Raw genomic sequence first — 18,861 nt, 5'->3', positions numbered from 1 at the left:
AGGCTCAGACGTTGAGTCTGCAACTCCCCAAGCGTGCGGCCGCTGGAGCCGTCTTGGGCATCAGTGCGCTGGCACTGGGTGGCTGCTCGTCCGAGACCAAGGAGGAGTGGGAGAGGTTCGCCATGCCGGACCCCGCCTCCGCGCAGGGCGAGCAGATCCTGGGCCTGTGGCAGGGTGCGTGGATCGCCGCGTTGGTGACCGGCGTCATCGTGTGGGCGCTCATCTTCTGGGCGATCTTCAAGTACCGCCGCCGCAGCGACGACGAGATCCCCGTGCAGACGCGCTACAACCTGCCGCTCGAGATCTTCTACACGATCGCGCCGATCATCATGGTGATCGTGTTCTTCGCGCACACCGTCGAGGTCCAGAACTACGTCCTGGACGAGGACAGCGTGTCGCCGGTGGAGAACACCCTCGAGATCACCGGTCAGCAGTGGTCGTGGACGTTCAACTACGGCGTCGGTGAGATGGACCGCTCCGCCGACGACGACCTGAACGACGACCTGTTCCCGTACGACTCGTACGTCTACACCGCGGGCACCGGCGGCGTCATCCCGACCCTGGTGCTGCCGGTCGACGTGACCACGCGCTTCAACCTGCACTCGCCCGACGTCATCCACGACTTCGGCGTCCCGGCGTTCCTCATGAAGATGGACGTCATCCCCGGCCGCGTGAACCACTACGCGATCACGCCGACCACCGAGGGCACCTACGCCGGCAAGTGCTACGAGCTCTGCGGCGTCTACCACTCGCGGATGCTCTTCAACGTGAAGGTCGTCAGCCAGGAGGAGTACGACGCGTACGTCGCCGGCCTGGTCGACGAGTTCGAGGCCGAGGGCCGCACGCCCGGCGCGCCGGCGCTCGGCGGCGAGAACGCCAGCACCCAGGCCGGGCTCGAGTCCGGCGAAGAGTCCGAGGAGGGGGCGGAGTGACCGCCACAGCAGCACACCCGACCAGCATCGCCAGCCGTCCGACGCTGGGGCAGCAGGTCGCCCGGATCCTCACCACCACGGACCACAAGCTGATCGGCAAGCTGTACCTCGGCACGTCGTTCGCCTGGTTCATGGTCGGCGGCCTGATGGCCATGCTGATCCGTTCCGAGCTGGCCTACCCGGGCATGCAGGTCGTGAACGACGAGCTCTACAACCAGCTCTTCACCATGCACGGCACGATCATGCTGCTGCTGTTCGCGACCCCGCTGTTCTTCGGCTTCGGCAACGTGATCATGCCGCTGCAGATCGGTTCGCCCGACGTCGCCTTCCCGCGCCTCAACATGTTCAGCTACTGGCTGTTCCTGTTCGGCGGCCTGATCGCCGCGTCCGGCTTCCTCACCCCGCAGGGCGCCGCCGACTTCGGCTGGTTCGCCTACACCCCGCTGTCGGACGCCGTGCGTTCGCCGGGTGTCGGTGGTGACCTCTGGATCATGGGCCTCTGGATGGCCGGTCTCGGCACGATCCTCGGTGCCGTCAACTTCATCACCACGATCATCTGCATGCGTGCGCCCGGCATGACGATGTTCCGGATGCCGATCTTCGTCTGGAACACGCTGGTCACCAGCCTGCTCGTGCTGATCGCGTTCCCGGTCCTCGCCGGCGCGCTGCTCTCGCTCGAGGCCGACCGCCAGCTCGGCGCCCACGTGTTCGACACCGCCCACGGCGGCGCGATCCTGTGGCAGCACCTGTTCTGGTTCTTCGGTCACCCCGAGGTGTACATCATCGCGCTGCCGTTCTTCGGCATCGTGACCGAGATCCTCCCGGTCTTCAGCCGCAAGCCGATCTTCGGCTACATCGGCCTGGTCGGTGCGACGCTCGGCATCGCGATCCTCTCCGTCGCCGTGTGGGCGCACCACATGTTCGTGACCGGCGCCGTGGACCTGCCGTTCTTCTCCGGCATGACCTTCCTGATCGCCGTACCGACAGGCGTGAAGTTCTTCAACTGGATCGGGACGATGTGGGGCGGGTCCATCTCGTTCGACACGCCCATGCTCTGGTCGATCGGCTTCCTCACGACCTTCCTCTTCGGTGGTCTGACCGGCATCATCCTGGCCAGCCCGCCGCTGGACTTCCACGTGTCCGACTCGTACTTCGTGGTCGCGCACTTCCACTACGTGGTGTTCGGCACCGTGGTGTTCGCGATGTTCGCGGGCTTCTACTTCTGGTGGCCGAAGATGACCGGCCGGATGCTCGACGAGCGCCTCGGCAAGCTGCACTTCTGGCTGCTGTTCATCGGCTTCCACCTGACGTTCCTCGTCCAGCACTGGGTGGGCGTCGAGGGCATGCCGCGTCGGTACGCCGACTACCTGCCCGGCGACGGCTTCACCACGCTGAACCAGATCTCCACCGTGGGTGCGTTCCTGCTCGGTGCCTCGACGCTGCCGTTCCTCTACAACGTGTACGTCTCCCGCAAGGCGCCGCTCGTCAACACCGACGACCCGTGGGGCTGGGGACGCTCGCTCGAGTGGGCGACCAGCTGCCCGCCGCCGCGGCACAACTTCGTCACGATCCCGCGGATCCGCTCGGAGTCGCCGGCGTTCGACCTGCACCACCCCGAGGTGGCGGCGATCGAGCTCGAGGACAACGAGGCCGCCCGCGAGGGCAAGCCGGCGGACGCTCCTGACATGGAGGGCCGCGAGGAGATGCTCAACGAGCGCACCGACGACACCCCGGAGGGCAACGCCTGATGAAGTCCGAAGCCTGGATCTTCGCGATCTGCACGATCTTCTTCGTGCTGGTCAGCCCGGCGTACTGGTTCATCACCGGCGACTGGACGGGCACGTCCGCCCTGGTGATGACCACCCTGCTCTCCGCGATGGTCACCGCGTACCTCGGCTTCCACGCCAAGAACATGGCCCCGCGTCCCGAGGACCGCAAGGACGGCGAGATCGCCGACGGCGCGGGCGAGCTGGGCTTCTTCCCGCCGTACTCCTGGTGGCCGCTGTGGTGCGCGCTGACGCTCAGCGTCTGCGTCTACGGCATCGCCATGGGCGCCTGGTGGCTGTTCATCATCGGCGTGATGCTCGGCACCCTGGCCCTCGTCGGCTGGATCTTCGAGTACTACCGAGGTGTCCACGCTCACTGAGCGTCGAATCGTCTGCTTGGGGCTCCCCGGTTACGCTGGTTTCGACCACGTCGTTGATCCCGGGGAGCCTTCAGCATGTCCGACCGTCGTCTTCGCCTGTGCTCGATCGCGCTGATCGCGACCGTGCCGCTCGCCCTGACGGCCTGTGACGCCAAGGACAGCATCCCGGGCGTCAGCGCCGACGAGCCGACCTCCTCGGCCTCGGAGACCCCGGTCGTGCCCCTGAAGCTGGTCTCCAGCGTCAAGAAGGGCGCCAGCGGCGTCCCGGTCGACCAGGAGGTCGCGGTGTCCGCCACGGGCGGCACCATCGACTCCGTCGCGGTCACGTCCGCCGCGGGCGACCTCGCCGGCGAGCTGTCGGCCGACAAGGCCAGCTGGACCGCGACCGACCGGCTCGAGCCGGGTACGACGTACCAGATCAAGACGGTCGCCTCGCGCGAGGACGGCACCCAGGTCACCCGGAAGTCGTCGTTCTCGACCCAGGACCTGACGCTCGACGAGCAGACCTACCCGTCCGTCGCGCCGCTGGCCGACGAGACCGTCGGCGTCGGCATGCCGGTGATCGTCACCTTCGACCTGCCGGTCAAGGACCAGGCGACGTTCGAGGAGAACATGCACGTCACGTCCACGCCGGCCCAGCAGGGCTCGTGGCACTGGCTGAGCAGCACCGAGGCGCACTGGCGCCCGAAGACCTACTGGAAGCCCGACACCGACGTGCACGTCGACATCGACGTGAACAGCGTCGACGCCGGCAACGGCATCTACGGCCAGGAGGACCGCGAGCTCGACTTCCACGTCGGCGACGCGCACATCTACAAGGTGGACATGAAGACCCACCAGATGAAGGTCTTCAGCAACGGCAAGCTGCTGCGCACCATCCCGATCACCACGGGGGAGCAGCCGGCGTTCACCACCCGCACGGGCACGAAGGTCATCATCGAGAAGTTCGACTCCAAGACGATGAACTCCGAGACCGTGGGCATCACCGGCGCCGACGCCTACAACATCGACAACGTCCAGTGGGCGATGCGCCTGACGTACTCCGGCGAGTTCATCCACGCCGCCCCCTGGTCGACCGGCTCCCAGGGCTACGCCAACGTCTCCCACGGCTGCACCGGCATGAGCACCGAGAACGCCGGGTGGCTCTACGCCATGTCGCGTCGCGGCGACGTCGTCGAGTACACCGGCAGCGACAAGCCGATGACTCTCGACAACGGCTACGGCGACTGGAACGAGTCGTACGCGAAGTACGCCCAAGGCTCCGCGCTGTGAGCTGCCCCGGCCCGAGCTTGCGAGGGCCGGGAACCAGCAGCCAGGTCGAGTAGCCGCGCGCGCGAGGCACGAGCTGGCGACCGGCGTATCGAGACTGAGCTGCCCCGGCCTGAGCTTGCGAGGGCCGGGAACCAGCAGCCAGGTCGAGTAGCGCCCACGACCGAGCTTGCGGGGTCGTGACGGCGCTGTATCGAGACCCAGCGAGAAGCAAAGCGGCGGCTGCTTGTTGTCTTGCCGGGTCTCGATACGCGCCCGCCGCTTCGCAGGCTCAGCGGCGGACGCTACTCGACCACCGAGGATCGCGCGCGTTCGCGCGCAGGCGCTCAGGACGTCGGTGGTCGAGTAGCGCCCACGACCGAGCTTGCGAGGTCGTGACGGCGCTGTATCGAGACCCAGCGAGAAGCAGAGCAGCCCCCACCCGGTCGTGATGACCGTGGTGGGGGCTGCTTCTTGTCCTGCTGGGTCTCGATCAGTGGTGCGGGTCGCGCAGGTGCTCGTCCTCGACCAGGTGGTGGCCGTCGAACTGGTGGCCGTCGGCCGCATGGCCGTCCATGCCGGTCTGGAGCTCGTGCTCGTGCTCGGCGTGGTGGTGGCCCTCGGCGAGCTCCTCCGGGGTCGGCTTCTGGGCGTTGTCCGCGTAGTACAGGGTGCGGAGGCGGTGCCGGAGGCCGGCGAGGCGGCCGCCCTCGGGGGCGGGGACGCCGTTGGCGTCAGTGCCACCGGACGGCAGGCCGTTCGGCACCGGGTCGCGGTCGCGAGCCGTGAGCGCGTACGCCTTCGACTCGGGCAGCGGGAGGTGCTTCTCGGAGTAGCCGCCCTCGGGGGAGCGCATGATGATGCCGGTCTCGTACCCGTGCAGCACCGTCTCGTTGTCCTTGCGCTGGAGCGAGATGCACCAGCGCCGGGTGATGAAGAAGGCGATGATCGGGCCGATGATCACGGCGGCACGCATGAAGTACGTGATCTGGTTGATCGAGGCGTGCAGCGTGATCGCGATGATGTCGTTGCCGCCGGCCGCCCAGAAGAGGCCGTACATCGTCATCAGCGCCACCATCAGCGCGGTGCGGGTCGGCGCGTTGCGCGGCCGCTCGAGCAGGTGGTGGTCCCGCTTGTCGCCGGTGATCCACGCGTCGAGGAACGGCAGCAGCAGCAGGATGATGAACATGACGATCGGCAGGATCAGGATCGGCAGCATCACGTTCCAGCTGATCGTGTAGCCGAAGATCTCCGACTCGAGGCCGGGCATGATGCGCAGCGCCCCGTCGGGCCAGCCCATGTACCAGTCGGGCTGCGAGCCCGCGGTGACCTTGGACGGGTCGTACGGTCCGTACTTCCACACCGGGTTGATGGTGAGCAGCGCGCCCATCATCGCGGTGATGCCGAAGACGATGAAGAAGAACCCACCGGCCTTGGCGGCGTACACGGGCAGCATCGGGTAGCCGACGACGTTCTGCTCGGTGCGGCCGGGTCCGGGCCACTGCGTGTGCTTGTGGTAGACGAGCAGCAGCATGTGGGCGGCGATCAGGGCCAGCAGCAGGCCCGGGATCAGCAGCACGTGGACGGTGAACAGGCGCGGGATGATCGCCTCGCCCGGGAACTCGCCACCGAACAGCAGGAACGACATGTACGTGCCGACGACCGGGGAGGCCTTGATGAAGCCGTCCGCGGCGCGGACGCCGGTGCCGGACAGCAGGTCGTCGGGCAGCGAGTAGCCGGTGAAGCCCTCGAGCGTCCCGAGGATCAGCAGCAGGCAGCCGATGACCCAGTTGAGCTCGCGCGGCTTGCGGAACGCGCCGGTGAAGAACACGCGGAGCAGGTGCACCATCATCGACGCGACGAAGAGCATCGCGGCCCAGTGGTGCATCTGGCGCATCAGCAGACCGCCGCGGACGTCGAACGAGATGTGCAGGCTCGAGGCGTACGCCTCGGACATCTCGATGCCGCGGAGCTGGTCGTACGAGCCGTCGTAGGCGACCTCGCCCATGCTCGGGTTGAACCAGAGCGTGAGGAAGACACCGGTCAGGAGCAGGACGACGAAGCTCCACAGCGCGATCTCGCCGAGCATGAAGGACCAGTGGTCCGGGAAGACCTTGCGCAGCTGCTTCTTGCCCAGCGCGGCGAGACCGAGGCGGTCGTCAGCCCAACCGGCGACGGCGCCGACGCGGTTCTTCTTCTTAGTCGTGGCGGCCGTGGTGGTGTTGCTGGTGGCAACCTTGGTGGTGTCCATGTTCAGCCACGCTCCCAATAGCTAGGGCCGACAGGTTCGTCAAACGGCGCGGTCGCGATGAGGTAGCCCTCCTCGTCGACACCCAGCGGCAGCTGGGGCAGCGCGCGGGCTGCGGGGCCGAAGACGACCCGGGCCGAGTCGGACAGGTCGAACGTCGACTGGTGGCACGGGCACAGCAGGTGGTGGGTCGTCCGCTCGTACAGCGAGATCGGGCAACCGACGTGGGTGCAGATCTTGGAGTAGCAGATGATGCCGTCGACGGCCCAGTTCTCCCGGCCCTCGGCGGGGATGATCTCGTCCGGCTCCATCCGGACGACCACCACGGCGCCCTTCGACTTGTTGATCTGGAGCACCACGCCCTCGAGCGGCTCGCCGTCCGGGCCACCGTTGAAGATGCCCGCGGGCTCGCCGTTGATCAGGTCGCCGATCTCCATGTCGGCGGGGCGGATCGGGGTGCCGGTGACGTCGCGCACGACGCGCATCCCCGCGGTCCAGATGGTGTTCTCGATGCCGGCGCCGGGGTAGTCGTACTTCTTGCCCGGACCGACCTGGTTCGGCTTGGGGCCGAGGTCCCACAGCGGGATGATCGCGGTGACGCCGACCAGGCCCACCGCACCGAGCATCGTGTTGCGCACCAGCGGGCGCCGGCCGATGCCGGACTCGTCGATGCCGGTGTTGAGCGCCGTGAGCGCCTCCGCGCGGTCCGCCTCGGAGGAGGCGGAGGGGTGGCGGTACTCGACGATCTCCTTGTCGGCCATGAGCTTGCGGGCCAGCTGGATGATGCCGATGCCGATGAACAGCAGCGCGCCGGACAGCGACAGGCCGAGGGTGAGGTTCGACGCGCCGAAGCCGCCGATCGTGTCCCAGTCGTCGCCGACCTGGAACGTGAAGTACGAGACCACGAACAGCACGGTGCAGACGACCGACAGCAGGAACAGGGTCGCGACCTGGCGTTCGGCGCGCCGCTCGGCCTTCGGGTCGACGTCGGTCGGGCGCCAGTGGTGCTCGGGCAGCCCCGGGTTGGGATAGAGGTCGTCGGTCACGGCCTCATCCGGCACGTTGGACAGCTCGTGGCCGTGCTCGTCCTTGTCGTGGTCGCTCACGCGTCCGCCTTCTTCTTGTTCGAACGGGTGGTGTGGGCGGCGATCCAGACCGCCGCGCCGACGCAGGCGCCGATGCCCAGGAGCCAGGCCGCCAAGCCCTCCGGAACCGGACCGAAGCCACCGAGGCCGAAGCCACCGTAGTTCGGCTGCTCCTCGAGCGAGTTGAGGTAGGCGATGACGTTCCGCTTGCTCTCGGGCGGCAGGTTGCCGTTGCTGAAGTTCGGCATGTTCTGCGGGCCGGTCAGCAGCGCCTCGTAGACGTAGCGGGGCTCGACGCCGCGGATCCGCGGGGCGTAGCCGCCGCGCGGCATCGCGCCGCCGGAGCCCTCGAAGTTGTGGCACGCCGTGCAGTTGGTGAGGAAGATCTGTCCACCGTTGACGATCGCCTGCTGGCGCTCCTCCTCGGACAGACCCTCGAGCGTGTAGTCGCTCTCGTCCGGGATCGCCGGGCCGGGGCCGAGGGAGGCGACGAAGGCCGCGAGCGCCGCGATCTCCTCCTCGTCGTAGGTCTCCTGCTTCTCCGGCACCTGGGCGCCGGGCTGCGCCATCGGCATCCGGCCGGTGCCGACCTGGAAGTCGACCGCGGCGGCGCCGACGCCGACCAGCGACGGGCCGAGCTGGCTCTCGCCGTCCTCGGAGAGGACGCCCTCGCCGTTCTGACCGTGGCAGAAGGAGCAGCCCACGATGAACAGCTGGCGACCCTGCTCGATCTGGTCGGCAGAGCTCTTCGTGGAGCCGGCCTGGGCAGGCGAGAACGCGGTGTAGAGGCCACCGGTGAGCAGCAGGCCGAGCAGCACGACGGCCAGGCCGGCGAGCGGACCGCGACGGTGCCGGGAGAGCCGGCCGGCGGAACGGTTCAGGAGACGCACGTTGTGTCCTTGCGGTAGATCGGGCTGCTGGGGCTACTTGACGAGATAGATGGTCGCGAAAAGGCCGATCCACACCACGTCGACGAAGTGCCAGTAGTACGACACGACGATCGCGCTGACCGCCTGCTCGTGGGTGAACTTGCGCGCGACGTAGGTGCGCCCGAGCACGAAGAGGAAGGCGATGAGGCCGCCGGTCACGTGGAGGCCGTGGAAGCCGGTGGTGAGGTAGAACATCGTGCCGTACGCCGAGTCCTGGATGGTCATGCCCTCGGCGACGAGAGCGGCGTACTCGGTGGCCTGGCCGGCGATGAAGACCGCGCCCATGACGTACGTGAGGATGAACCACTCACGCAGGCCCCAGCCCTTGACGTTCAGGACCGAGCCGGTGCGGCCGACCTGGCCGCGCTCGGCGGCGAACACGCCGAGCTGGCAGGTGACCGAGGAGAGCACCAGGATCGTGGTGTTCGCCGTGGCGAACGGGATGTTGAGGAGCTCGGTGTTCTCGGCCCAGAGCTCGGGGCTGACCGCACGGATCGTGAAGTACGACGCGAACAGTGCCGCGAAGAACATCAGCTCGCTGGAGAGCCAGATGATCGTCCCGACGCTGACCATGCTCGGTCGGTCGTGGTGCCCGTGCAGTCGGGAGGCCGGAATCGCTGTTGCAGTCGCCACGGGCGTCATTATGTCGTGACCTGAGGACGAGGGCACCCCGGGGTGCCGTGTTTCGGGGTCTTAAAGTTCACAGAGTGCCGATCGTGACCCTGACTGCCCTCGTGACGAACCTGCCGAGGTTCTCGGCCGGTTCGATTTTCGGACAGTGGGAGCTCGCCCCGGTCCCGTTCGTGATCACGGTCTGGGCGGTGGGCTTCTACCTGCTCGGGGTGCGCACGCTGCGGCGTCGCGGGGACCGCTGGCCGTGGGGCCGGACCCTGTCGTTCGTGGTGATCGGGATGGGACTGTTCCTGTTCGCGACGTCCTCGGGGCTGGCGGCGTACGACACCACCCTCGTGAGCGTCCACATGGTCCAGCACATGGTGCTCTCGATGCTGGTGCCGATGGCGCTCGCGCTGGGCGCCCCCGTGACCCTCGCGCTGCGCACGCTCCCGCCGGGCCTGCGGCGCGGGCTGCTCACCGTGCTGCACTCCCGGGTCGCCAAGGTGCTGTCGTTCCCGCCGCTGACGTTCCTGCTGTACGTGATCTCGCCGTGGGCGCTCTACTTCTCCGGCTGGTACGAGGCCACCCTCAACTCGACGTACCTCCACGAGATGATGCACGTGCACCTCGTGCTGGTCGGGTCGCTGTTCTTCTGGCCGATCATCGGCGTCGACCCGGTCCCGGGCCGGGTGAGCTACCCGTTCCGGATGCTGCTGGTGGTGCTCACGCTGCCGTTCCACGCCTTCCTCGGCGTCACGATCATGGGCCAGGACACGCTGCTCGGCGGCGACTGGTACCCGCGCCTGCACGACGGCCCGATGGGCGCCTGGCTGCCCGACCCGTACGACGACCAGCACGTCGCCGGCGGCCTGCTGTGGGGATCGGGCGATCTCGTCGCGCTGGTGCTGTTCGGTGTGCTGTTCACCCAGTGGGTGCGCGCCTCGATCAAGGAGGCCGCCCGCGAGGACCGGCGCCTGGACCTGATCGAGGCCCGGGAGCGTGCTGACCGAGAACGAGCGGTCAGCGGCGCCGACGCGGACGGCGACTAGTAGCATCGCCGCCGTGAGCGACTCGACCACCCGGACCGCGCCCCTGAAGGTGCTGGTCTACAGCGACGACGTGAACACCCGCCAGCAGGTCATCTTGGCCCTGGGGCGCCGACCGCACCCGGACCTGCCCGAGCTCGAGTACGTCGAGGTCGCGACCGAGCCGGTCGTGATCCAGAACATGGACTCCGGACTGATCGACCTGGTGATCCTGGACGGCGAGGCCGTCCCGGCCGGTGGCATGGGCATCGCCAAGCAGCTCAAGGACGAGATCTACCAGTGCCCGCCGGTCATCGTGCTGACCGGCCGGCCCCAGGACGCCTGGCTGGCGACCTGGTCGCGCGCGGAGGCCGCGGTGCCGCACCCGCTGGACCCGATCCAGCTGGCCGAGACCGTGATCTCCCTGCTCCGCTCCCACGTGCCCGCGGGCACGTGACCCACACCTGGCCCGAGGTCCTCGGCGCGCTCGTCGCCGGCACGGACCTCCGTGCGGAGCAGTCCGCCTGGGCCATGGGCGAGATCCTCTCCGGTGAGGCCACGCCCGTGCAGATCGCCGGCTTCGCGGTCGCGCTGCGCTCGAAGGGCGAGACCATCGAGGAGGTCCTCGGCCTCGTCGAGTCGATGTACGCCGCCGCGACGCCGCTGAGCGTCCCGGGGCGGCTGCTCGACGTCGTCGGCACCGGCGGCGACCGCTCGATGTCGGTCAACATCTCCACGATGTCCGCGATCGTCGCGGCCGGCGCGGGCGCCCGGGTCGTCAAGCACGGCAACCGGTCGGCGTCCTCGCAGTCCGGCTCCGCCGACGTGCTCGAGCAGCTCGGCATCCGCCTGGACCTCGCGCCCGACCGGGTCGCCGCGGTCGCGGAGGAGGCCGGCATCACGTTCTGCTTCGCCGCGACCTTCCACCCGGCGATGCGGCACGCCGCCGTCGCCCGGCGCGAGCTCGGCATCGGCACCACGTTCAACCTGCTCGGCCCGCTGACGAACCCCGCCCGCGCCGGCGCCCAGGCGATCGGCTGCGCCGACCCGCGCCTCGCGCCGGTGATGGCCGGCGTGTTCGCCCGGCGCGGCGCCGACGCCTGGGTCTTCCGCGGCGACGACGGGCTCGACGAGCTCACGACCACCACGTCGTCGAAGGTCTGGTGGGTGCACGAGGGCGAGGTGCGCGAGAGCACCATCGACCCGGGCGACTTCGGCATCGAGCGCGGCACCACCGAGGCACTGCGCGGCGGCGACGCCGCCCACAACGCCGACGTCGTACGCCGGATGCTGGACGGCGAGACCGGCGCGGTGCGCGACGCGGTGGTGCTGAACGCCGGCGCCGCCCTCGCGGTGTACGGCGCTCCTGGAACGCCGCCTGCCGACGCGCTGGCGGCCGGGATCACCGCGGCCCGTGAGGCGATCGACTCCGGCGCGGCGAAGTCCACGCTGGAGCGCTGGGTGGCGGCGAGCTCAGCCTAGGTCGAGCACGTAGGAGTCGCCGGTGCTGCGGAAGCCGACGCGGTCGTAGTAGGCGTTGACCATGGTCGGCGGCGTGACCACGCGCCGGACGCCGAGGTCGGTGAAGATGCCACTGCGCCGCCACACGAACTCCCCGGGGCTGAAGTCGCGGAACCGCGGGGTGACGTAGTCGAGTCGGATCCGGGCGACCTCGCCCTCGCAGGTCACGATCACGACGCCGACGGTCTCGTCGCCCTTGATCACGAGGAACGCGTGGTCGGTGTCCTGGTCGGGGTCCCAGAGGAAGTCGGGCTGGTACTTCAGGATGTCGTCGCCGTGCACCCGCAGCACGTGCCGCAGGTACTCGTCGTACGGGTCGACCTCCAGCACCTCGAAGGCCGCCTCGTCGTGCCGCTCGCGCAGCAGCCGGCTGAGGAAGTAGACGTTGATGCCCGCGAGCACGACGTTCTGCGCCGCCATCGGCCAGACGCCGATCGCCGCGTTGAAGAAGCAGAGCACGCAGCACGCGACCAGGTTGAGCGCGCGGAAGCGCAGCACCCGGGTCTGCAGCAACGAGAAGATCAGCAGCGCGCTGCCGCACCAGCCGATGACGTCGAGCCAGGGCACGACGGTGACCTCAGTCGAGGCCGAGCGAGAACGCCGTCTCGAGGTCGTGCTTGGAGTAGGTGCGGAACGCGATGTGCGTCTCGGTGGCGTTGACGCCCGGCACCTTGTTGAGCTTGTCGGCGACCACGGTCGCGATGTCCTCGTGGGCCTTCACCCGGACCAGCGCGATCAGGTCGATCTGGCCGGTCACGGAGTAGACCTCGCTGACGCCGTCGAGGGCGGCGATCGCCTCGGCGACCTCGGGGATCCGGGCGACGTCGGCCTTCACGAACACGATGGCGGTGATCATGCGACGGACACTAACGGACCGGTTGGGACACCGTCGTGAGCCCGCGGCGGTCCGCGAACGGCACCAGCGAGAGCCGGGACTGGTTGACCGCGTCGTGCACCGCGAGGTGCCGGGTGGCGCCCGCGACCGGGCAGGTCCACTCGCCGTCGACGTCGACCAGGCGGATGCCGGGGGACTCCAGCCAGCGCAGCACCTTCTCGGTCTCCTCGGCGGTCGCCGCCGGGATCGGGCCGGGCGCCGAGGCCACGGTCTCGGCCGAGAGGCGGAGGGTGGCGACGTACGCGATCGCGTCGGCGCCGGACGGGATCACGCCGGCCGCGGCGAGGCGCCCGTAGCGGACCACGTGCACGGCCCAGCGGCTCCCGCCGTTCGGACCGTCCTCGCGGCGCGCGGCCACGACCTCGGGGCAGCGGGTGAGCGCGGAGAGCCGCTGGGTGCGGGCCGCGGCGCGCACGAACGCGGCGAGCCGGTCGCGGTGCACGCCGGCCTCCTCGAAGCGCTCGTCGGCGGCCAGCGCCTCCATCCGCGCGTTGATCGCGTCGACCACCTCGTCGGGGCGGCGCAGCAGGGAGTCGCGGAGCTGGCGCACGACCGCGGCGTACGTCGCCTCGTCCACGCTGCCGTCGCAGGGGGACAGGCAGCGGTCCATCTCGGCGAGCACGCAGGGCGAGCGGGTCACGGTCCTCGAGAGCCGCTCGGAGCACTGCCGCACCGGGAACGTGTCGTGCAGCGCGGCCAGGCACTTCTCGGCGGTCTTGCGCGACGAGAACGGGCCGAGGTAGTCGGCGTCGTCGTCGAGCACCCGGCGCACCAGCGACAGCCGCGGCCAGGGCTCGCGGGTGAGCTTGATGAAGTGGACCTTCTCGGGGAATCGGGAGCGCCGGTTGTAGCGCGGCTTGTGCTCGGCGATCAGCCGCAGCTCGCGCACCTCCGCCTCGAGCGCGGTCGCGCACTCGATGCCGTCGACGCGGCTGGCGATGCCGACCATCTCGCCCATCCGGGAGCGGGTCTCGGAGGCCGTGAAGTAGGAGCGGACCCGGCTGCGCAGGTCGCGGGAGGTGCCGACGTACAGCACCCGGGCGCGGTCGTCGCGGAACAGGTAGACGCCCGGCGCGTGGGGGAGCGACTCGGCGAGGTGCCGCTTCTTGCGCTGCGCGGTGGTCACCCGTGAGGAGAACGTCTGCAGCTCCTCGAGGGTCTGGACCCCGAGGCCGCCGAGCCGCTCCATCATCCCGTGCAGCACGTGCACGGTGGCGCGGGCGTCCTCCAGCGCGCGGTGGTTGGGCGTCACGGGGGAGCCGAACGCCTTCGCCAGCGAGGACAGCTTGCAGTTCGGCGCGTCGTCGCGGGTGATCACCCGCCGCGCGAGCCGGGCGGTGTCGAGGACCTCGAACGTCGGCCACGGCCGGCCCTGCTGCTCGGCGAAGTACTTGAGGAAGCCGACGTCGAACGGCGCGTTGTGGGCCACCAGCACGCAGCCGGCGGCGAACTCGAGGAACGACGGCAGCGCGGACTCGATGGGCGGCGCGTCGGAGACCATCGAGTTGGTGATGCCGGTGAGCACGGCGATGAACGCCGGGATCTCGGTGCGCGGGTTGACCAGCGTCTGGAACTCGCCGAGCACCTCGCCGCCACGCACCTTCACGGCGCCGATCTCGGTGATCATCGAGCCGCCCTCGGCCGAGCCGCCGGTGGTCTCGAGGTCGACGACGCAGAACGTGATGTCGCGCAGCGGGCGGCCCAGCTCGTCGAAACTGCGTTGCGACTCCCACCTGGAGGTCGCACCCTGGGCCGCACTGCTCATGAAAAGGACGCTAGATAGGGGCACCGACATTCCCCGGGAGAACGCGCGGGCCACCCGTAGGCTGTGGGTGCCCAGCAGGGAGGCGCAGCACGAGAGAGGAGGCGCCGATGACCGGATCCATCCCCGACGGCCAGCGCTGGCGCTGCTCGGGCTGCGGCAACCTCACTCGCTTCGACGTGACCCGGACCCGGCGCACGACGGAGTTCTGGCACTTCGACCTCGGCGGTGACCACCGCGTCGAGGACACCGAGCTGCGCGCCGAGGCGCTGGAGTCCGTCACCTGCCGGTGGTGCGGGCGCTCCGACGCCATCGAGCTCGTCCCACGTCACCAGCCGGCGCCATGAGCGACCTGACCTTCGCGGACCTGCCCGAGCAGGTCCGCGCACGCCTCGTCGCCCTCACCGCCGATGTGCTGCCCGACGTACCCAAGCTCCCTGCGCCGGTACGCCGGGTCGCGACGTTCGCGCCCGCGCGCCGCGCCAAGCTGGGAGGTACGGCGATCGCCGACGCGCTCGCCGACGACGACTTCCGCGCCCAGGTCGGCACCCAGGTCGCGGCCCGGCCGACGACCGCGACCGACCCGGCGAACGAGGCGGCGCGGGCCTGGCTGACCCGGCCCGACGGGTGGGAGGACGCCGTCCACGAGGCCGTCGACCGGATCGCGGCGCGGCCGGGCCCGGCCGACGACCGCGCCGAGCGCGAGACCGAGCGGCTGCGGCAGCGGCTCGCCGACGCCGAGCAGTCCGTGCGCGAGCTCAAGGCGGCCCACAAGGCGCAGCTCGACGAGATCAAGGGCGAGAACACCTCGCTGCGCCGCAAGCTCGGCGACACCCGCGTGTCCGAGCGCGAGGCGCGCGCCGCCGCCGAGGAGGCGGCCGCCGCGCAGGCGAAGGCCGAGGCGGACGCGGAGGAGCGCTGCTCCGCGCTGGAGAAGGAGAACCGGCGGCTGCGGGGGCAGCTCGAGCGGGTCGAGTCCGAGATCGCCCAGGGACGCCGCGACGCCCGCTCCGAGCGGGACGAGACGACGCTGCGGGCGCGGCTGCTGCTGGAGACCGTGATCGAGGCCGCGAGTGGGCTGCAGCGTGAGCTGGCGCTGCCGCAGGTCAGCGGGTCGCCGGGCGACCGGGTGCAGGCGGACGTGGCCGAGGCGGGCCAGCGGGTGCCGAGCCAGGCGGCGCTGGAGCAGTACCTCGCGATGCCGCGCGCCCGGCTGGTCGTGGACGGCTACAACGTCAGCAAGACCTCGTGGCCGAGCTCCTCGCTGGAGGCCCAGCGGATCCGGCTGATGCAGGCGCTGGCACCGCTGGTCGCCCGCACCGGCGCCGAGACGACGGTCGTCTTCGACGCCGCCGAGACCGACCACCGGCCGCCGGTGAACGCGCCGCGCGGCGTCCGCGTGCTGTTCAGCCCGCGCGGGGTGATCGCCGACGACGTGATCCGCGACCTGGTCGCCGCCGAGCCCGAGGGGCGCGTCGTCGTCGTGGTCACCGCCGACCAGGCGGTCGCCCGCGACGTGGTCCGCGACGGCGCCCGCGTCGTACCTCCCGAGGCGCTCCTCGACCTGCTCGCCCGTTCGTAGACACGCCGTCGTCCCGCTGTCCCCGGGGCCGTTGTCGGTGGTCCCTGCGACCGTTCCTGACATGAACACGCGAATCGACTGTGACACCTGCACCGTGCGGGGTCTGCACTGCCACGACTGCGTGGTGACCGTGCTCCTCGGGCCGCCGCCCGAGCTCACCTTCGACGACGACGAGCGCCGCGCGCTCGACGTCCTCGCCCAGAGCGGCCTGGTGCCGTCGCTGCGGCTCGTCCAACCCGTCGACGGACCACACGAGGGGCCGCACATGGAGTCCGCCTGACGTGACGGCTGGGACTCGTGTGACTGTTGTGACTTCGCTCTCTAAAATTTCGGACAAGCGGCGGAGAAAGTCGCCTCGACACCGGTTGAAAGTTTGGTCAGCCTCGGACAACGCATCTAGTGTGTGTCGCTCAGGTGGCCGTGGCAGTGGATCACTCGGATCCGCGCGGTCACCGCGCTGAGTCTCGGACCGGTCTCGACCGGTCCGGGAGCCGGGGAACCAAAAGTGGTCGAGGTCAGGCCACGTGGGGTGAATCCTCCGCAGTAGCGGAGGTAGGACAAGCGTCGCGTCCGAATCCGTCAGCTCACCCGGTAGGCGTCCGACGTACAAGGAGAGCGCCCGCTCGTGCAGAACGGCCGGAAGCGACTGATCACCCTCCTGTCCGGTGCCGCCTTGATCGCCGCCTTGGGCCTCGTGCCCTCCGGTTCGGCGCAGGCGAAGCCCGACATCGACGACGTACAAGCCAAGGTCGATCGGCTGTACCACGAGGCCGAGCAGGCCTCGGAGCGGTACAACGACGCCCGCCTGGAGCTGAAGGACCTCCAGGCCGACCTGGACGCCCTCCAGGCCGACCAGGACCGCCAGGACGCCCGCCTCGGCGTGGTGCGCGGCCAGGTCCAGGACTCGATCGTGCGGCAGTACGAAGGCCAGAGCCTCGCCGCCGTCGGCCAGGTCGTCGTCTCCGACGACTCCCAGGACTTCCTCGCCCAGCTCTCCACCATGTCGGCGTTCAACGACATGCAGTCGCAGCTGTTCGACGAGTACGCCACCGAGCTGAAGTCGCTCGACATCCGCGCGGACGCGACCGAGAAGCGCGCCGGCGAGATCGCCGCCCTCGAGAAGAAGCTCGCCGCGGAGAAGAAGACCGCTGACGAGAAGCTCGCCGAGGCCGAGGACCTGCTGGAGGACCTCAAGGCCGAGGAGCGCGAGGAGATCCTGTCGCGCGGCACCACCGTCCGGATGCCGTCCGACGTGCCCGCCTCCGGCCGCGCCGCCGCCGCGGTCTCCTACGCGATGGCCCAGGTCGGCGACGCCTACGTCTACGGTGCCGCCGGCCCGTCCGCCTTCGACTGCTCCGGCCTCACGATGATGGCCTGGGGCGCCGCCGGCGTCAGCCTGCCGCACTCCTCGAGCGCCCAGTACAGCTCCGGCCCGCACGTCGCCGCGAGCGACCTGCAGCCCGGCGACCTGGTCTTCTACTACAGCCCGATCAGCCACGTCGGCATGTACATCGGCAACGGCCTGATCGTGCACGCCGCCAACCCCGGCACCGGGGTCGTCGTCTCCGGCCTGTACTCCATGCCGTACGTCGGCGCGGTCCGTCCCGGCTGATCGACACCTGATTGACGCAGACGCCTGAGCCGAAGGCCGGTCGCCCACGCTGGTGGGTGGCCGGCCTTTCGCTCGTCCTGCTCGTCGCCTCCGGGCTGCTGGCCTGGTCGCTGGTCGACGACGACCCGTACGTCGCGCCGACCCGGCCGCCGGCCTCGTCGGGCTCGACGTCGTCGGCGGACGCGACCGCCGCGATCGAGGCCTTCGAGGGGGCGGTCGAGAAGCGCGACGAGGAGGCCGCTCGCGCGCTGGCACCGGCCGGGGACGACGAGGCGGCCGACCGGCTCGCCGGGATCGTCGCGAACGCCGAGGCGGCCGGCGTCCGCGACTTCACGCTGCGCTTCGTCGACACCGCGTCCGATGCCGCGGGTGACGCGGCGTACGCCGACGCCACCTGGCGCTTCGCCGGCTTCGACGAGGGCTCCGCGCACGCCGAGATCCGCATCGGCGTCCAGCCAGACGGCGACCGGGTCGCGATCACCGGCTTCGGCGGCGACGACCGGATCTCGCCGCTCTGGCTGTCCGGCCCGCTGGAGGTCCGCCGCACCGACGACACGCTGGTCCTCGTCGACGGCTCGGGCGCCGAGGCCGACGAGATCGCGGCGTACGCCGAGGCGGCCGTGCCGGTGGTCCGGAAGGTGCTGCCGAGCTGGCGGCAGGGGCTGGTCGTCGAGGTGCCGGCCTCGGTCGAGGACCTCGACGCCGTGCTCAGCTCCGGCCCCGGCACCTACGACCAGATCGCGGCCGTGACGACCTCCGACGACGGCTCGCTGGCCCCGGGCGCGCCGGTGCACGTGTTCGTGAACCCGGACCTCTACGGCCGCCTCAAGCCCACCGGCGCCCAGGTCGTGATGAGCCACGAGGCGACACACGTGGCCGCGGACGCCTGGGCGAGCACGATGCCGCTGTGGCTGCTCGAGGGCTTCGCCGACTACGTCGCGCTCCGCGACGTCGACCTGCCGCTGTCCCGGTCGGCTGCGCAGATCATCGCCGAGGTGCGGAAGGACGGGCCGCCGGAGGCACTCCCGGGCGCCGCGGAGTTCGGCACCCGCGCGAACGGCCTGGGCGCGACGTACGAGAGCGCCTGGCTGGCCTGCCGCCTGCTGGCCGAGAGCGGCGGCGAGAACGCGCTGGTGCGCTTCTACCGCGCCGTCGACGCGGGAACCCCGGTCGAGCAGGCGTTGCGGCAGGAGGTCGGCCTGACCGAGGCGGAGCTGACCCAGCAGTGGCGGACCCTCCTGCAAGACTTGGCCGCATGAAG

Annotated in this window: 19 protein-coding genes and 1 riboswitch; of the genes, 12 read left to right on the top strand and 7 right to left on the bottom strand. The window is 70.1% G+C overall.

Annotated elements, in window-relative coordinates:
• The first annotated feature begins 11 nt into the window (after positions 1 to 11).
• The 4 genes from coxB to MJ604_RS19970 all read left to right on the top strand — a co-directional run bounded on the left by coxB (position 12) and on the right by MJ604_RS19970 (position 4,350).
• A complete protein-coding gene (gene coxB / locus MJ604_RS19985; protein WP_243060362.1) occupies positions 12 to 932 on the top strand; it encodes a cytochrome c oxidase subunit II in 921 nt (306 codons plus the stop codon).
• The gene (gene ctaD / locus MJ604_RS19980; RefSeq protein ID WP_243060361.1) at positions 929 to 2,680 is read left to right on the top strand and encodes a cytochrome c oxidase subunit I; all 1,752 of its coding nucleotides are present in this window, start codon (positions 929 to 931) and stop codon (positions 2,678 to 2,680) included. Before coxB ends, ctaD begins: the two co-directional genes overlap by 4 nt.
• Positions 2,680 to 3,078 carry a cytochrome c oxidase subunit 4 gene (locus MJ604_RS19975; protein ID WP_243060360.1) on the top strand — a complete coding sequence of 133 codons (399 nt, stop codon included), beginning with the start codon at positions 2,680 to 2,682 and terminating at the stop codon, positions 3,076 to 3,078. The genes ctaD and MJ604_RS19975 overlap by 1 nt, the downstream gene beginning before the upstream one ends.
• Before the next feature lie 75 nt (positions 3,079 to 3,153).
• Positions 3,154 to 4,350, top strand: a complete 1,197-nt coding sequence (locus tag MJ604_RS19970; protein ID WP_243060359.1) for an Ig-like domain-containing protein — start codon at positions 3,154 to 3,156, stop codon at positions 4,348 to 4,350.
• 469 nt (positions 4,351 to 4,819) lie between these two features.
• On the opposite strand, the gene MJ604_RS19965 is transcribed toward MJ604_RS19970, so the two are convergent.
• Genes MJ604_RS19965 through MJ604_RS19950 form a run of 4 tightly spaced genes read right to left on the bottom strand, consistent with a single transcriptional unit; the run spans position 4,820 to position 9,230 of the window.
• Positions 4,820 to 6,577, bottom strand: a complete 1,758-nt coding sequence (locus MJ604_RS19965) for a ubiquinol-cytochrome c reductase cytochrome b subunit (protein ID WP_243060358.1) — start codon at positions 6,575 to 6,577, stop codon at positions 4,820 to 4,822.
• 2 nt (positions 6,578 to 6,579) lie between these two features.
• Positions 6,580 to 7,635 (bottom strand): Rieske 2Fe-2S domain-containing protein, encoded by a 1,056-nt coding sequence (locus MJ604_RS19960; protein ID WP_243060405.1) that lies wholly within the window; start codon positions 7,633 to 7,635, stop codon positions 6,580 to 6,582.
• Positions 7,636 to 7,676: 41 nt separating this feature from the next.
• Positions 7,677 to 8,549 (bottom strand): cytochrome c, encoded by an 873-nt coding sequence (locus tag MJ604_RS19955; RefSeq protein WP_308194162.1) that lies wholly within the window; start codon positions 8,547 to 8,549, stop codon positions 7,677 to 7,679.
• A gap of 33 nt (positions 8,550 to 8,582) precedes the next feature.
• Positions 8,583 to 9,230, bottom strand: coding sequence for a heme-copper oxidase subunit III (locus MJ604_RS19950; RefSeq protein ID WP_279236339.1), 648 nt, complete (start codon positions 9,228 to 9,230; stop codon positions 8,583 to 8,585).
• A 74-nt stretch (positions 9,231 to 9,304) separates the two neighbouring features.
• On the opposite strand from MJ604_RS19950, the gene MJ604_RS19945 reads away from it, so the two are divergent.
• Genes MJ604_RS19945 through trpD form a run of 3 tightly spaced genes read left to right on the top strand, consistent with a single transcriptional unit; the run spans position 9,305 to position 11,710 of the window.
• Complete coding sequence (locus MJ604_RS19945; RefSeq protein WP_243060356.1) at positions 9,305 to 10,252, top strand: cytochrome c oxidase assembly protein; 948 nt, start codon at positions 9,305 to 9,307, stop codon at positions 10,250 to 10,252.
• A 13-nt stretch (positions 10,253 to 10,265) separates the two neighbouring features.
• On the top strand, positions 10,266 to 10,685 hold the full coding sequence (locus tag MJ604_RS19940) for a hypothetical protein (protein WP_243060354.1): 420 nt from the start codon (positions 10,266 to 10,268) through the stop codon (positions 10,683 to 10,685).
• Entirely contained in the window at positions 10,682 to 11,710 is a 1,029-nt protein-coding gene (gene trpD / locus MJ604_RS19935; protein WP_243060352.1) for an anthranilate phosphoribosyltransferase, read from the top strand. Before MJ604_RS19940 ends, trpD begins: the two co-directional genes overlap by 4 nt.
• Here trpD and MJ604_RS19930 read toward each other — a convergent pair.
• From MJ604_RS19930 to MJ604_RS19920, 3 genes are read right to left on the bottom strand one after another with little or no spacing between them, the layout of a single operon-like run.
• On the bottom strand, positions 11,702 to 12,316 hold the full coding sequence (locus tag MJ604_RS19930) for a hypothetical protein (RefSeq protein ID WP_243060350.1): 615 nt from the start codon (positions 12,314 to 12,316) through the stop codon (positions 11,702 to 11,704). The genes trpD and MJ604_RS19930 overlap by 9 nt on opposite strands.
• 10 nt (positions 12,317 to 12,326) lie before the next feature.
• Positions 12,327 to 12,605: an Lrp/AsnC family transcriptional regulator gene (locus MJ604_RS19925; protein ID WP_243060348.1), complete on the bottom strand. Its 279-nt coding sequence runs from the start codon at positions 12,603 to 12,605 to the stop codon at positions 12,327 to 12,329.
• Between the two features lie 10 nt (positions 12,606 to 12,615).
• The gene (locus MJ604_RS19920; protein WP_243060346.1) at positions 12,616 to 14,409 is read right to left on the bottom strand and encodes a DEDD exonuclease domain-containing protein; all 1,794 of its coding nucleotides are present in this window, start codon (positions 14,407 to 14,409) and stop codon (positions 12,616 to 12,618) included.
• A gap of 107 nt (positions 14,410 to 14,516) precedes the next feature.
• Between MJ604_RS19920 and MJ604_RS19915 the strand changes: the two genes are divergently transcribed.
• From MJ604_RS19915 to MJ604_RS19895, 5 genes are all read left to right on the top strand, one after another.
• Entirely contained in the window at positions 14,517 to 14,753 is a 237-nt protein-coding gene (locus MJ604_RS19915; protein ID WP_243060344.1) for a hypothetical protein, read from the top strand.
• Positions 14,750 to 15,988, top strand: coding sequence for an NYN domain-containing protein (locus MJ604_RS19910; RefSeq protein ID WP_243060343.1), 1,239 nt, complete (start codon positions 14,750 to 14,752; stop codon positions 15,986 to 15,988). Before MJ604_RS19915 ends, MJ604_RS19910 begins: the two co-directional genes overlap by 4 nt.
• A 61-nt stretch (positions 15,989 to 16,049) precedes the next feature.
• Positions 16,050 to 16,268, top strand: coding sequence for a hypothetical protein (locus MJ604_RS19905; protein ID WP_243060341.1), 219 nt, complete (start codon positions 16,050 to 16,052; stop codon positions 16,266 to 16,268).
• Positions 16,269 to 16,433: 165 nt separating this feature from the next.
• Positions 16,434 to 16,601: riboswitch (cyclic di-AMP (ydaO/yuaA leader) on the top strand.
• Positions 16,602 to 16,613: 12 nt separating this feature from the next.
• Entirely contained in the window at positions 16,614 to 17,600 is a 987-nt protein-coding gene (locus tag MJ604_RS19900; protein WP_243060339.1) for an NlpC/P60 family protein, read from the top strand.
• Between the two features lie 56 nt (positions 17,601 to 17,656).
• Complete coding sequence (locus MJ604_RS19895; RefSeq protein ID WP_243060337.1) at positions 17,657 to 18,859, top strand: hypothetical protein; 1,203 nt, start codon at positions 17,657 to 17,659, stop codon at positions 18,857 to 18,859.
• Positions 18,860 to 18,861 lie beyond the last annotated feature (2 nt).

Source organism: Nocardioides sp. SR21, assembly GCF_022761125.1.
Classification (GTDB): Bacteria; Actinomycetota; Actinomycetes; order Propionibacteriales; family Nocardioidaceae; genus Nocardioides.
This window is presented reverse-complemented; position numbering and strand designations above follow the sequence as displayed.